13 protein-coding genes are annotated in these 13,867 nt (G+C 45.0%); 2 read left to right on the top strand and 11 right to left on the bottom strand.

Going from position 1 to position 13,867, the window contains the following annotated elements; all coding sequences use genetic code 11:
* Nucleotides 1–38: 38 nt before the first annotated feature.
* On the bottom strand, nt 39–263 hold the full coding sequence (locus MAS10914_RS0116650) for a hypothetical protein (RefSeq protein WP_017317084.1): 225 nt from the start codon (nt 261–263) through the stop codon (nt 39–41).
* A 717-nt stretch (nt 264–980) separates the two neighbouring features.
* On the opposite strand from MAS10914_RS0116650, the gene MAS10914_RS0116640 reads away from it, so the two are divergent.
* Both MAS10914_RS0116640 and MAS10914_RS35000 read left to right on the top strand, forming a co-directional pair.
* Nucleotides 981–2,102, top strand: coding sequence for an ATP-binding protein (locus MAS10914_RS0116640; RefSeq protein WP_017317082.1), 1,122 nt, complete (start codon nt 981–983; stop codon nt 2,100–2,102).
* Nucleotides 2,099–5,122, top strand: coding sequence for an nSTAND1 domain-containing NTPase (locus tag MAS10914_RS35000; protein ID WP_017317081.1), 3,024 nt, complete (start codon nt 2,099–2,101; stop codon nt 5,120–5,122). Before MAS10914_RS0116640 ends, MAS10914_RS35000 begins: the two co-directional genes overlap by 4 nt.
* 75 nt (nt 5,123–5,197) lie before the next feature.
* On the opposite strand, the gene moeB is transcribed toward MAS10914_RS35000, so the two are convergent.
* The 10 genes from moeB to MAS10914_RS0116585 all read right to left on the bottom strand — a co-directional run bounded on the left by moeB (nt 5,198) and on the right by MAS10914_RS0116585 (nt 13,776).
* Complete coding sequence (gene moeB, locus MAS10914_RS0116630; RefSeq protein ID WP_017317080.1) at nt 5,198–6,370, bottom strand: molybdopterin-synthase adenylyltransferase MoeB; 1,173 nt, start codon at nt 6,368–6,370, stop codon at nt 5,198–5,200.
* 78 nt (nt 6,371–6,448) lie between these two features.
* Nucleotides 6,449–7,018: a Mov34/MPN/PAD-1 family protein gene (locus MAS10914_RS0116625; RefSeq protein ID WP_156818171.1), complete on the bottom strand. Its 570-nt coding sequence runs from the start codon at nt 7,016–7,018 to the stop codon at nt 6,449–6,451.
* A gap of 35 nt (nt 7,019–7,053) precedes the next feature.
* Entirely contained in the window at nt 7,054–7,443 is a 390-nt protein-coding gene (locus MAS10914_RS0116620; RefSeq protein ID WP_017317078.1) for a GxxExxY protein, read from the bottom strand.
* A 197-nt stretch (nt 7,444–7,640) separates the two neighbouring features.
* Nucleotides 7,641–8,378 (bottom strand): carbonic anhydrase, encoded by a 738-nt coding sequence (locus tag MAS10914_RS0116615; protein ID WP_017317077.1) that lies wholly within the window; start codon nt 8,376–8,378, stop codon nt 7,641–7,643.
* Between the two features lie 188 nt (nt 8,379–8,566).
* Nucleotides 8,567–9,310 (bottom strand): ABC transporter ATP-binding protein, encoded by a 744-nt coding sequence (locus MAS10914_RS0116610; RefSeq protein ID WP_017317076.1) that lies wholly within the window; start codon nt 9,308–9,310, stop codon nt 8,567–8,569.
* A 451-nt stretch (nt 9,311–9,761) separates the two neighbouring features.
* Nucleotides 9,762–9,986: an indolepyruvate ferredoxin oxidoreductase subunit alpha gene (locus MAS10914_RS0116605; protein WP_017317075.1), complete on the bottom strand. Its 225-nt coding sequence runs from the start codon at nt 9,984–9,986 to the stop codon at nt 9,762–9,764.
* A gap of 112 nt (nt 9,987–10,098) precedes the next feature.
* Complete coding sequence (locus tag MAS10914_RS0116600) at nt 10,099–11,346, bottom strand: ATP phosphoribosyltransferase regulatory subunit (RefSeq protein WP_017317074.1); 1,248 nt, start codon at nt 11,344–11,346, stop codon at nt 10,099–10,101.
* Nucleotides 11,346–12,299, bottom strand: coding sequence for a J domain-containing protein (locus MAS10914_RS0116595; RefSeq protein WP_026082606.1), 954 nt, complete (start codon nt 12,297–12,299; stop codon nt 11,346–11,348). Before MAS10914_RS0116595 ends, MAS10914_RS0116600 begins: the two co-directional genes overlap by 1 nt.
* Nucleotides 12,300–12,382: 83 nt before the next feature.
* Nucleotides 12,383–13,195: an inositol monophosphatase family protein gene (locus tag MAS10914_RS0116590; RefSeq protein ID WP_017317072.1), complete on the bottom strand. Its 813-nt coding sequence runs from the start codon at nt 13,193–13,195 to the stop codon at nt 12,383–12,385.
* A gap of 62 nt (nt 13,196–13,257) precedes the next feature.
* On the bottom strand, nt 13,258–13,776 hold the full coding sequence (locus MAS10914_RS0116585) for a thermonuclease family protein (RefSeq protein ID WP_017317071.1): 519 nt from the start codon (nt 13,774–13,776) through the stop codon (nt 13,258–13,260).
* Between the last annotated feature and the right edge of the window lie 91 nt (nt 13,777–13,867).

The raw sequence follows: 13,867 nt of genomic DNA, 5'->3' as shown, positions 1-13,867 counted from the left end.
GATGTCTTGGCGTCTTTGCGTCTTGGCGGTTCGTTGCATCACTCTTGAGAATGCTGATTTTCCTGCGGTTGAATCTTATCTTCCGCAGGTTTGCATTCTTTTTTGTCCACATCAGTTTTTATCCTCAGTCCCTTCATATTGATTGCTACTTCCACGCGGTAGCGACCATCAACCATGTGAATGGTAGTATAAGCTCCCATGCCAAACATTAGCACTGCACAAAGTGGTAAGGTAAATTGCCAAATTTCTAAGTTGCGTTTCATCTTGACTGCGTTTAACTCAACACAATCTCATTAAAATTTGGCGGTAGCTGAGTACTGAGTTGGGTAAAAGTTCAGCATGAGACGACTTATCGTTCCTTTTTGGTTGAGATCAGGATGACTAGGCTTTGTAGCGACTGTCTTAAAAGTCAAGTGTTCGCTAGCGTTAAAGTAAGACGAACAACAAAACGGCTTCTTGTGTTCTCGGTTTGCCAGAATATTTTCTCATTTCAGTAATTCGCGTACTCATTTTAGTATTTTGAGTAAGCATTTTGGTGAATTGCTTTCTCATTTCAGTAATTCGCGTACTCATTTTAGTATTTTGAGTAAGCATTTTGGTGAATTGCTTTCTCATTTCAGTAATTCGCGTACTCATTTTAGTATTTTAAGTAAGCATTTTGGTGAATTGCTTTCTCATTTCAGTAATTCGCGTACTCGTTTTAGTATTTTGAGAAAGCATTTTGGTGAATTGCTTTCTCATTTCGCCAAAATGCTTTCTCCTTTCAGTAATTCACACATTCATGACAATGATCGCCTTTGGCGGGGCGCAGCCCATCGCGCTTGTAGCAACCATTAGAAATGTGCCCCAATTCTCTAGGGTTGCTTAATCTACCACTTCTTCTAAGATACAAGGGTGCGTTGGTGTTTTTGGGTTAGGCACCTTGCACTCTACATTGTGTAAAACTCGTTATACTCTGAGTAGTTTTTCGATGCGGAGTGATGGCACGATCGCTTAGAGTTGCCCAAGAGTACATTCAAAAAGTTAAATCATCTCTCCAGCGTTCTGGCTATCCCAGCCAAAAAGCTTTCGCCACAGAAATGGGGCGTTCTGAGTCTACCATCAAGAACTTCCTCAGGGGGGAACCAGTTGATTACCTGAATTTTGTGGAATTTTGCGAAAAATTAGGGCTAGACTGGCAAGAAATTGCTGATAAAAACGAACCAGATACTGTGGAGACGCGCCATGGGGCGTCTCTACATGGTTCAAACATCACCCTTGAGGAAACCTCGCCTTTCATCACTGGTTCTCCCATCACCCATCCCCGTTACTTTTTTGGACGGCAAAAAGAACTCAAACGCCTCTTCGACTTACTCAAACGCCATCCTCTACAAAATGCTGCCATTATCGGTAAACGACGCATTGGCAAGACTTCTCTGCTGCATTATCTAAAAAACATCACTACCACTCCACCAGAAAAGCTACGTTCTGGGCAAAAGTACGACTGGCTACCGCAAGCAGAAAGTTATAAGTGGATATTCGTAGACTTCCAAGACCCGCGAATGGCAAGCAGAGAAAGGCTACTAGGCTATATCCTAGAATGCCTAAATCTAAAAGTGCCGACGCCTTGTAATTTAGATTACTTCATGGATGTAGTCAGTGAGAATTTGCATAATCCCACAGTCATCTTACTCGATGAAATTGGCGTTGGGTTGCAACGCTGTCCAGAGTTAGATGATGAGTTTTGGGAGTGTTTGCGTTCATTAGCGACTAACCACACAAGAGGAAATCTAGCCTTTATCTTAGCTACCCACGAATCACCCATTGAACTTGCTCGCAACACGGGGCATAGTTCACCCTTTTTCAATATTTTCGGCTATACCGCAACATTGGGAGCGCTGACGGAGGCAGAAGCGCGGGAATTGATAGCTAGTTCGCCTATCCCCTTTCCTGATGAAGATGTGGAGTGGATTTTGCAACAAAGCCAACGCTTGCCACTTTTGTTGCAAATTCTTTGTCGGGAAAGATTGTTTAATCTAGAAGATGAAGAGACTGATGAGAATTGGCGGGAGGAGGGGTTGCGACAGATAGTACCATTTCGATTCCTCTTGGAGGAACCATGACATCACAGCCCATTGTTCCCTGCCCTTACCGTAGCTTGTCGGCTTTCCGTGAGGAGCACGCTCCTTTTTTCTTTGGGCGGGAAGCTTTCACAGAGAAACTGGTATCAGCGACGCAACAATGTTCCCTAGTTGCAGTGATTGGGGCTTCCGGTAGTGGCAAATCCTCAGTGGTATTTGCTGGTCTCATCCCGCACTTGCGCCAACAAGGTAACTGGCAGATCGCCTCTTTTAGTCCTGGTCGGCGTCCTTTGTATGCCCTAGCCGATGCAATGATCTCTGTGCTAAAACCCCAAGAAAGTGAAATTGACTGGATGGTGCGAGCAAGAAAGTTAGCCACAGAGTTACAGCAGAATCCAAAGGTATTACGGCATGTGGTAACAGCTATCACAGAGAACAACACCAACAGACGCCTGTTGCTTGTAGCGGATCAGTTTGAGGAACTGTACACCCTTTGCTCCGATTTCCAGGAGCGTGCTCACTTTTTAGAGAGTTTATTGGAAGCGGTTCACCATGCACCGAATTTTACACTTGTCCTGACTCTGCGAGCTGATTTTCTCGAAAATGCTCTTTCTTACCGTCCCTTTGCCGATGCTTTGCAGTATGGGGTCTTGATGCTTCCTTCAATGAATCACCAAGAATTGAGAGATGCTATTCAAAAGCCTGCCCAGATGATGAATGTACAGATTGAGTCAGGGCTTGCGGAGCGTATTCTGGATGATGTGGCAGGAGAACCGGGGATTTTACCCTTACTGGAGTTCACTTTGACTCAGCTATGGACAAAACAGAGAAATGGTTTGCTCACGCTTATGGATTACGTCCAAATCGGCGGGGTTGGACTGTCATTGGCTAAGTATGCTGAGGAGGTGTATGCTCAACTGAGCAGTGCAGATCAGCAACAGGTGCAACGGGTGTTCCTCCAACTGGTGCGTCCGGGGGAAGGAACAGAGGACACGAGGCGACAGGCAACCCTTGCTGAAGTGGGACAATACAATGAGGATGTAATTGAGCGCCTAACAGCTGCCCGCCTATTGATAGTTACCCAAGGATGGATTACCGGAGAAAGAACAGTAGAAATTGCCCATGAAGCTCTGATTCGAGAATGGCAAAGGCTGCGTCACTGGATAGAGATTGACCGCAGCTTCCTAATCTGGCAGGAGCGACTGCGAGCGTTGGTGCATCAATGGCTGGCTAGTGGCAAGGATGACGGAGCCTTGTTGCGAGGTATACCCTTAGCTGAGGCGGAAGATTGGCTACAGCAAGGCCGAGATTTCAGTGAAGTGGAGCGAGACTTCATCCAGCAGAGTTTGGCATTACGGAAGCAAGAGCAGAGGCGGCAACAGCAAAGTCAACTAGAGCAATGGTTATCAGTTGCAGCTGCCATAGTCGGATTAGTAACATCAGTGCTGTCAGTCTTGCTATCGTTGTCATCAGCGGCACTACCACTTTACGGAATTCTCGTTTTCATCGTGATTACTGCTGTTTTATTAATCACTTACTTCGTGGTGCCGAAGTTATATCTTTCCATCAGAAACTCTCTTAGCAGAAATGTACTGATAAACAACCAAGACACAAACCAACTCGAGCAGGTGATTGCACAAAATGCTCGTCAGTTGGAACGTTGTGCAGATGTGGTGACTATCAGTACAGTTTACCAGCGCTTGACTCACAGCCAAATGGAAAGTCCAGCTAATTTACTGATACGCACTTTTGGTAACATTAGCGAAAACGTAGAAGTTGCTCTCAATCAGGGAACTGCTTACCACCAGCGCCTAGCACTCAAGAGTATTCGAGATAAGTTAGATGTAGAGTTGCAGGCATTAATTAGCAGCAGCTACAAATACCCTGTCCTCTTCCGCCCCATCGCTCACAGTTGGCGTGCGATAATCACTAACTATGTCGAGCAACTGGCTAAAACAACCGAACTTCGTCAAGAAATTGACTCTCCTTACATCACTGGCGTACCCCTGACAGAACAGCAAGAAATCTTTACCGGACGCACTGATATCGGTACACGCATTGAGCAATTACTCCTAGACCGCCGCCGTCCTCCCTTGCTACTCTATGGACAGCGGCGCATGGGTAAAACCTCCCTACTGAACAACCTGGGACGCCTGCTGCCCAATACTATCATCCCCATGTTTGTGGACTTGCAGGGGGCACCCTCATCAGCAAGTGACCATGCAGGTTTTCTCTACAATCTTGCTAAAGGTATGGTGAACTCAGCTAAACGGCAAAGCGCCCTAACCCTGCCATCTCTAACGCGGGAAGCGCTACCAACTGACCCCTTCACCAGCTTTAATGAATGGCTGGATGACGTAGAACACGCACTAGGACAAAATACCGCTTTACTTGCTCTAGACGAGTTCGAGGTGCTAGACAGCGCAATAACCAAAGGACGCTTTGATGAGCAAGACGTTCTGGGAATGCTGCGTCACCTCATACAACATCGTCCCCGCTTCAAAGTTCTGCTGGCTGGCTCGCATACCATAGAAGAATATCAACGCTGGGCTAGCTACTTGATTAATGTCCAAGTTGTACATATCTCCTACCTTAAAGAAGACGAAGCGCGGCAATTAATTGAGTATCCCGTCAAAGATTTTACCTTGCGTTATGAACCAGACGCTGTGAAGCGAGTGCTGCAACTCACCCGGTGTCACCCTTTCCTCGTACAACTGCTGTGTGGTGAAATTGTCGCCCTCAAGAACGAGCAAGACCCCTCTGTTCGCCGACTGGCAACTATGGCGGACGTGGAAGCGGCGGTACCAGAAGCTTTGAGTAGTGGCAGTTTCTTCTTTGCAGATATTCAAAATAACCAAGTAGACGCTGCTGGGTTAGTTATCCTGCGCTTGTTGGCAGCACAAGGGGAAGGGGCAATAGTCAGTAGAAGTACTACGTTGCAACAACTTCCTGATGTATCGGAAAGCGCTTTTGAACTGCTGTTACAACGCGAGTTGATTGAAGAAGTTGGTGAGGGCTTTCGCTTTCAAGTGGAGTTGATTCGTTGCTGGTTTGCTCAGTAGATTTTACCTTATGCAAAGACGCATTGTAGAGACGCGCCATGGCGCGTCTCTACATAATTCAAATGCAGTTCCTTATTAATACGTCGGCACTGACGGATCGATTTCCTTACTCCAAGCGGTAATACCACCCTTCACATTCGTACCATCAATTCCCGCTTCCTTAAGAATTCCCAAGGCTTTTGCAGAACGCCCACCCATCTTACAATGGGCAATTAGACGATGACCGTTGAGCAATTCCTTCACCTGAGTAACGCCTTGACCGTTTTCAATATCTGGTAACGGTACCAAGACTGCACCAGGTATTTTGGCAATTTCATATTCATGCGGGTTACGGACATCTAGCAGCACAAAATCATCTGCACCGCTATCCAGCAATTGCTTCAACTCCTGCACTGTCATTTCTGAAATTTCCATCTGCTGTTTCTCCTCTTGTGCTTTAGCTTGTGGGATACCGCAGAATTGTTCGTAGTCTATCAACTTTTCAATGACTGGGCGCACTGGGTTAGGACGGAGCTTTAACTCTCGGAACTTCATTTCCAAGGCATTGTACAGCAGCAGTCGCCCACTTAAGGTGTTACCTTGTCCAATAATAATTTTGACAGTTTCGGTAGCTTGGATCGTGCCAATAATACCGCACAAAACACCTAGTACGCCACCTTCTGCACAAGAGGGAACCATTCCTGGTGGTGGTGGTTCTGGGTAAAGGTCGCGATAATTCGGTCCATCCTCGTAGTTAAATACCGTCGCTTGCCCTTCAAAACGGAAAATGGAACCGTAGACGTTGGGCTTGTTCAGCAACACGCAAGCATCGTTGACTAAATACCGTGTGGGGAAGTTATCGGTACCATCCACCACGATATCGTAAGGTTTAATAATATCGAGGGCATTTTCCGAAGTCAGGCGAGTTTCGTACAAGTCAACCTGACAGTCAGGATTAATCTCGTGAATGCGATTCTTTGCAGATTCAATCTTAGGTTTACCCACCCAAGATGTGCCATGAATGACTTGGCGTTGCAGGTTGGAAGTATCGACAATATCAAAATCAACAATACCGATGCGTCCGATACCCGCCGCCGCCAGATACAAAAGCAGAGGTGAACCCAGTCCACCTGTACCGATACATAGCACACTGGCAGCTTTTAGACGTTTTTGTCCCTCCAGTCCCACTTCTGGCAAAATGAGGTGACGGGAGTAACGTTCGTAATCATCTTTTGTTAGCTGGATTTCATCCAGATTGGGATTAAGCATAGCAGTTTGATGAGGAAGAGCGGATTTTTAATCCTACCGAAAAACAATACCCTTTGTGTCTTTTTGTATGACTGGTTCTTAACCTAACTTTTCAATTGCTTCTTGCTGAAACTGATGGTTATCATCTAGAAGCCAACTTTTGATGTCACTAGCTTTGCCTTTTTGTACGGAAACAATGATGTAGGAGTACTCCTGCCAAGCTAGCTGGCGATCGCATTCTGAGGGAATCGCTGGATGATCGGTATGGGAGTGATAAATTCCTATGATATTTAGTTTACAATCGCGTGCTTCCTTTTGTGCCTGCAACATGACTTGAGGTGCGATCGCGAAGCGCGTCCTTTTGCCCAACTGCACTCCGTGCAGTTGCCCCGTTCCTTCGGAACGGGGAAGGCGTTTCTGAAAGAAACGCCTTGGCAAAAAACGGACGATCGCATACCTTTGCCTCTTGCTGTAATCTAATGTGTCATCTCTAGGGAAATCTGCTGCTGTTTCTGCACTCCAGGCATTTTCTGTTGGCATCACTTTTACCACAGTTTTGCCCTCACTTGCCAGATAACCCAATATTATACCGCAGCACTCCTCTGGGTAGGTCGTTTCGGCGTGAGTGCAGATAGTTTGCAAGTGTTCTGGCAGGAGTTTGAGAATCACAAAGAATTTTTAACCGCAGATGGACGCAGATAAAATTATAAATTTCGGACGATACGTTTAAATTCTACCTTTGGATTGCCAAAATTGATTAATAGACATACATTTAGACCTGTAGCTTTTAGGTAGTTAAGACACTGTGCAAAGTGGTTTTCATCCAAAACTCTAACTGCTTTAAGTTCCACCAAAACGCGCCTTTCTACCAATAAATCAGCTAAAAATTTGCCAACGACAATCCCCTTGTATTGCACTTCAATATCATATTGTTGTTCTACCAACAAACCAATCTGTCGCAACTCGTAAGCCAAAGCATTCTCATAAACCTTTTCCAAGAACCCACATCCCAAGCCTTTCCCTACCGTAAACGCGCAACCAATAATCTTTTCTGTAATCTCATTTAACTCCCATCTGCGTCCATCTGCGTTCATCTGCGGTTCCTTATTATTCAATCTTCTCACACCCCACTACTATGGCGCTAGTTCTTGACATATTTATTCAGTAAAATTACTTAGTTTTAGTATAAATAATAGCCTTTGATTGTATAGAAACGGAGGGGCTAAATATAGCTCCTCCATAATAATATCGCTACCAAAATTTGATATTTATTAACTCAATGCCTGCAATATTAGGCAACAACAGATACTTTACCAGTATCAATATCGTAACAAGCACCAACAATTTTTAGCTTGCCTTGGCGAATGAGTTTAGCCAAAATCGTTGAGCTTTCCTGTAATTTTTCTGCCTGATATTGAATGTTGCCGACAACTGCATTCTCCTTAATGTCGCCTGTTCTTAACTTAACTCTTTCTACAGCTGGTTTGATGCCTTCAACAACAAAGCCTATTCTGCCAGGAACAGCTTCTTCTTGAAGCGCCTCCGCGACAGCACCACATTTTCTATGACCCAAAACCACAATCAGTTGAGAACCTAATATTGCTGTAGCATATTCCAAGCTACCTATCACCATATCACTGGCGACATTACCAGCAACTCGTACGACAAATAAATCCCCAAGTCCCTGGTCGAAAATAATTTCCGCAGGGACTCTAGAATCTGCACAACCAAGTATAGACGCAAAAGGATATTGACCTTTAGCAACCAATTGCAGACGCTCTAATGTTTGGTCGGGATATTTTCGCTTTTGATGTACAAATCGTTGATTCCCATTCAGTAATCGTTCTAAAGCTGCGTCCGGATAGACTGGAATGGGAGTTGCTGAACTTGCATTAGCAACTGTAGCTGGTAGAGCAACAGCTTGCTTTGTGTTCCAAAGTATGATATTTCCAATTGCAAAGCCTCCGACCCCCGCAACACAATGCCTCAAAAAATTACGACGCCCTACAAATCCATTCTTTCGACTCATCAATCTATCCCAGTAATCTGAATCCAGTCAACAACCAAACGGTTGTCAGCTGGAACATATCAATTTCTGCAAGGATGCAAGAGTTAGCAACTAACGATTTAAGAGTCTTTTAATTGTTTAGTGGATAGTTGGTCGTTGGTCGTTGGTCGTTGTGAAAAAGTACGACTACCCACTCACGACTATCTACCTCAATGCGTTTTCCCTGCTCCCAAGTACAGTTCGCCTACCTTGGGGTTATTCAACAATTCCAAACCAAGACCTGAGATAGCATCGCGTCCTGACTCTAGGACGTAACCCCGATCAGCCATTTCCAAAGCTTTACGGGCATTTTGCTCTACCAGTACGATCGCTGTACCACTTTGGTTAATATGCTTAATCTGCTCAAACACTTGCGTCACTAGGATGGGAGACAAAGCAGCTGAAGGTTCATCTAAAAGCAGTAAGCTAGGTTCTAACATCAAAGCTTTGCCCATCGCCAGCATTTGGCGTTCGCCACCTGAAAGGGTTCCAGCGCGTTGGTGACGGCGATCGCCAAGCCTGGAGAACATAGTATATATTTTATCTTTGAGCGGTTTGAGAGGAACATTGCGAACAAAAGCGCCCATTTCTAAATTTTCTTCTACGCTCAAAGAAGGGAAGACATTGGCAATTTGCGGTACATAGCACATTCCCCGCTGAACAATTTGATTCGATTTTAGTCCAACAATATTCTCGCCATTGAAGGTCATTGAGCCTGTGTGGGGAGTCAAAAGCCCAAAAATGGTTTTTGCTAAGGTCGATTTACCAGCACCGTTGGGACCAATCACTGTTACCAATTCCCCTCTTTCCACTCGGAAATTCACACCTTGCAGGATATCTACATCTTTGATGTATCCAGCGTGAACATTTTTCACTTCTAAAAGGGGAGAAGAATGAGTGAGCGAATCAGACATAATAGCCTACGTTATAAATACAAAATATAGTGACTTTAAACTACAGTTATTTGGCAAAATTAAACGATATAACTATATACCAAGATAAATCCAGTTCCAATATTAAAATGACATACAGTAATCCCAAATAATTTATGAACATTAGTTCGTAGTGCGGACTTCCAGTCCGCGCTGTCCTTGAAGGCTGCACGACAAAAAACGTTCACAACCCTTGCGGGGAATTGCTGCAGGTAAAAAACCTATGCCCTAACTTTCATCTTAAGGGCTACTGAATTTGAAATTAAGCAGCTTTTGTTTTCCTTCTACGGCTTGCAGCAAAGTAGATTGCGAGTAAAGATATAGCAGTTAAACTAGTTGCTTCTGGAACTTGAAGTGGGTTGTCGGATACTGGAAAAACAGGCAAAGTTCTGTTTTGAAATGCCTGTTTTTTAAAGGACGTTAACCGTTTATACTACGGTGTTTTTTGTAAATCGGGTCGTTCTTCTGGGACAATCGCCCCTTCTACCGGACAAACTTGGATACATATGCCACAGTCAATGCAGGTGGCAAAGTCAATCCAATACCAATCGGTTCCCTTGACGTTTTTGCTGGGACCTTGATGAATGCAAGCTACTGGACAGGCGTCTACGCAATCAGCGACGCCTTCACAGACATCAGTCACAATCGTGTGTGGCATATTTCCCCTCTACTTGGATCAAAATTGCTGTGTTTAGCCAGCTGTATCTAGCCTAGCAATAATACTGAGTCACTAGTCCAGCAGTCATTAGTCCCTCGTTTTTTACTAATGACTAATGACTAATGACTAATGACTCAATTGTTGTTGAAGCATCGGCTTTGATCCAAGCAATTTGAGCAATATCACGTTCGCGTGCATATTCGCGAATCTCATCTGCTTCTCGTCCCCCCAAATCCATTTCTACCCGTACCAAGTGGGTAGAGTCTCGGAGTTTTGTGGCGTAAGCAAAGGCAGCAGTGTACGCATCTGGCGTTTCTGGTACAATCAACCAATTGCTCGCTGGGGTCGTTTGTGGTAACTGCCGAGCAGATAAGAGAATTTGTTGTAAATCTTCCAAGAAGAGTACAAAACCTATTCCCGGTATACTGTCTCCTTTAGGATGATAAAGCCCTAAAAGCTGGTCATAGCGACCACCCCGCCCAATAACCCGCGCTTGTCCATCAGTGTCACTGACAACCTGAAATACAATCCCTGTGTAGTAATCAAAGGTTTGTAATAAGCCAAGGTCTAGGATGATTTCTACCCCTCTTGCTTTGCTTTGTGTTGTCTTAGATACTGATTTCTCTAGTAATTCTACTAGAGATTTGAGGTTATCCACAACCGCTTGTAGGGGCTGATCTAAACCCAGACTGCTGACTTTTTGGAGTACATCAGCTGGATTTCCGCGCAAGTCTAGCATGATTTTGGCGCGTTCTCTTAGTTCATCGCTCAAGGGTAAAGTATATATGGTCACACGGTCAAGGTCGGCGATCGCACTCCGGACTTTTGCTTGTAAATGAGGGGGAAAAGCTTTGAGGAGCGATCGGGTAATTTCCGCTTCGCCTAAAATCAAATGCCATTGGCTCAAACCCAACGCTTGCAAACAGTCTGCCACCAACAGCAGAATTTCTGCATCAGCCAAGCTACCGCCACCGCCCAACAACTCCACCCCAGCTTGATAAAATTCCTGCTGGCGGTTGTGCCTCAACTCACTTGTCCGTTGGAAAACATTAGCATTGTAGTACAGGCGTTGCGGATAAGTCACACCTGCCATGCGTGTAACGGCTGTGCGAGCAATGGAAGCTGTCAGTTCTGGACGCAGCCCCAAATCTTCATTGTCAGCATTTTGCAGTTGAATGACAGCAGATCGTTGAATTGCTCCCCCCGCCATCAGCGTATCCATACGCTCTAGCGTTGAGGTAATAATTCTGTGATATCCCCAACGATGAAACACCTGCTGTAACCTATCTTCTATCCAGTGTTTTTGAGCCACATCTAAGGGCAATAAATCCCTGGCTCCCACTGGTGGTTGATACACCATTATTTTTTCTTCCCACCAAACAAACCACCAAACAAACCGCCCTCCCCAGATTTATCTGGTTGCTTACCCCCAGTATTGGGCGTTGCTGTATGCTTCGCACTACTGGGTTTATGCCCCGTAATCTGTTCAATTTTGCGTTTCCCCTCCAACGCTAATTGGTCTTTGGGGTCTAGTTGCAGGGCGCGGTCAAAGTGAACTTTTGCAGTTGTGGTTAGATTTTGCTTCAAATAGACCACTCCGATCAAGCTATGGCAACGACTATTATTTGGCTCTAGCTTTAGGGCATCCTGTAATTCTACCCTAGCTTGTGTCAGTTGATTTGTTGCCATTAACTCTTGGGCGCGACGAATGTACTGAAGGACAGCTGAGTCTTCCTTTTGCGTTGGCGGTGATGGTGGGGGTGCAGGTGCTTTATGAACTGTTGATGTTGTGTGAATGTTTGATTGAGCAACGAGTGGCGACGCTGTAGATAATTTGCCAGCGCTTCGCATTATGTATACCAAATTCAACTCGCTGACTAGTGCAATAATCTGTTGCACTTTCTGCAAGGAGTCATATTGAGTTTCAGCAATTTTGGCGATCGCATTCTTATAAATATGGTCGTAATTGGGCGCACTCGCTAATTGCTTTGCCACATCGGTGGAGAGTTCCATCGATGCTGATTCTTGCACTAGCCGCTTGCCCATTTGCGACAAAACTACAATATATTCAGTTCTATTTTTCTCCCTAGACAGTTTTTCATAGGCTGGATTAACCAGCTTAGACAACAATTCACCTGCGAGTTGTTTTTCAGCATCACTTTGAGCAACACAGATATCAGGATGCAGACGACGGGCTATTTTGAGATAGCGTTTACGAATATCCTTGATATCTGCATCAACTGGAACGCATAAAACTGCGTGATAGTCTATGAAATCATATTTAAAAAGTCCACGGTCTAACTTGAAAGACATATAACGGTGTTGCACCAAAGAAGCCATTGGATTTTTCTAGTTTACTTTGCTTCTGAGAAATAGCTATCAATTTAACACCGTAATTACCCCCACGCCGATAACGGCGGAACTTGTTTTAGTTCTTGACTGAGGATGTTATGAATATAACCATTGGTTGCTAGTATTCTGCCGGAGGGAATATTTAAGGGACTACCATCGTATGCAGTCACCTTTCCCCCTGCTTCTCGTAAGAGAATCACGCCAGCAGCAATATCCCAAGGAGCGATCCCTCTTTCCCAGTAGCCATCAAGACGACCGCAGGCGACATGAGCCAAATCTAGGGATGCTGAACCACTGCGCCTTACACCTTGAGTCAGATGGGTCAGGTGACAAAATTCCGCATAGTTATTATCCGATGTTTCCCGACGGTCGTAGGCAAATCCCGTAACCAGAAGGCTTTTACCCAGTTCAGAAGTGTCGGAAACTTTGATGGGGCGACGGTTGCGCGTTGCTCCCAAACCTTGTGCCGCACGGAATAACTCATCGTGGAAAGGGTCATAAATGACACCAACCTGCGGGACACCATGAATCAACAAGCCAATAGAAACAGCAAAAAAGGGGTATTGGTGGGCGAAGTTAGTTGTCCCATCTAGGGGGTCAATTGCCCAAAGGTATTCATTATCTTGATTTCCTAGTTTCCCTGATTCTTCAGCAAGGATAGAGTGGTCAGGAAAATGACGACGTAAAACATCTAAAATGACAACTTCCGCAGCTTTATCAGCAGCAGTCACCAAATCCCCAGGGCGTCCTTTTTCAATAACTGCATCTTCTACCTGGCCCAAGTAACCTTGCAACACCGCACCAGCAGCAAGCGCTGCTTCCGTAGCAATATCTAGGAAAATTTGCAGATTAGTCATTAATCACTAGTCATGAGTTGTAGAGACGTAGCACGCTACGTCTCTACATTAGTCTACCCCTGCTAACGATACTGACGGCGAAACTCACCGGGAGTCAAGCGCATAGGTTTTTCTGGATTCCAAATTCCTTGTCCCATGAGTCTAGCCCATTGTTGGGCACGTTCTAAACGTTGGTCATATTTGTGGTTGGGCGATCGCCCCACAAACAAAGCATACCCTTCTTTGACTAACTGTTCATTCAACAAAACCCCATTTTTCCACGCATAAGCCAGAGTTCGCCCGAATTTGTCTTGCATTTGCACATCAAACTCCAGCATGACAGGCTGTTCTCCAATCAGCGCTTCCAAGCGTTGCTTTGCTGCATCTCCCCAAGGACGCTGCTGCAAATCTGGTGCATCAATACTCAGTAAGCGTACTTGAGAAATTAAACTTGGTTGATTGCCTAGTCCTACGACCTCCAAAGTTTGCCCACTCACCACCTGTGCGACTTTAGAAAGCACCTGCGTACTTTCTTCAGGCTTTTTTTGGGGTTGGCAAGCAACTAGTAGTAATAAACACAATAGAATTGCAAATTTACTCATTGGTTAAGTGTTAGTCGTTAGTCGTTAGTAGATAGTAGTTAGTTGTTTCATTCACCACTAACCACTAACCACTAACCACTACCCAATCCTA

The organism is Mastigocladopsis repens PCC 10914, assembly GCF_000315565.1.
In the GTDB taxonomy this organism is placed as follows: domain Bacteria; phylum Cyanobacteriota; class Cyanobacteriia; order Cyanobacteriales; family Nostocaceae; genus Mastigocladopsis; species Mastigocladopsis repens.
This window is presented reverse-complemented; position numbering and strand designations above follow the sequence as displayed.

Coding starts and splice junctions, on each gene's coding strand:
- MAS10914_RS0116650 (WP_017317084.1), bottom strand. CDS start 263: ATGAAACGCAACTTAGAAATTTGGCAATTTACCTTACCACTTTGTGCA.
- MAS10914_RS0116640 (WP_017317082.1), top strand. CDS start 981: ATGGCACGATCGCTTAGAGTTGCCCAAGAGTACATTCAAAAAGTTAAA.
- MAS10914_RS35000 (WP_017317081.1), top strand. CDS start 2,099: ATGACATCACAGCCCATTGTTCCCTGCCCTTACCGTAGCTTGTCGGCT.
- moeB (WP_017317080.1), bottom strand. CDS start 6,370: ATGCTTAATCCCAATCTGGATGAAATCCAGCTAACAAAAGATGATTAC.
- MAS10914_RS0116620 (WP_017317078.1), bottom strand. CDS start 7,443: ATGAACGCAGATGGACGCAGATGGGAGTTAAATGAGATTACAGAAAAG.
- MAS10914_RS0116615 (WP_017317077.1), bottom strand. CDS start 8,378: ATGAGTCGAAAGAATGGATTTGTAGGGCGTCGTAATTTTTTGAGGCAT.
- MAS10914_RS0116610 (WP_017317076.1), bottom strand. CDS start 9,310: ATGTCTGATTCGCTCACTCATTCTTCTCCCCTTTTAGAAGTGAAAAAT.
- MAS10914_RS0116605 (WP_017317075.1), bottom strand. CDS start 9,986: ATGCCACACACGATTGTGACTGATGTCTGTGAAGGCGTCGCTGATTGC.
- MAS10914_RS0116600 (WP_017317074.1), bottom strand. CDS start 11,346: ATGGTGTATCAACCACCAGTGGGAGCCAGGGATTTATTGCCCTTAGAT.
- MAS10914_RS0116595 (WP_026082606.1), bottom strand. CDS start 12,299: ATGTCTTTCAAGTTAGACCGTGGACTTTTTAAATATGATTTCATAGAC.
- MAS10914_RS0116590 (WP_017317072.1), bottom strand. CDS start 13,195: ATGACTAATCTGCAAATTTTCCTAGATATTGCTACGGAAGCAGCGCTT.
- MAS10914_RS0116585 (WP_017317071.1), bottom strand. CDS start 13,776: ATGAGTAAATTTGCAATTCTATTGTGTTTATTACTACTAGTTGCTTGC.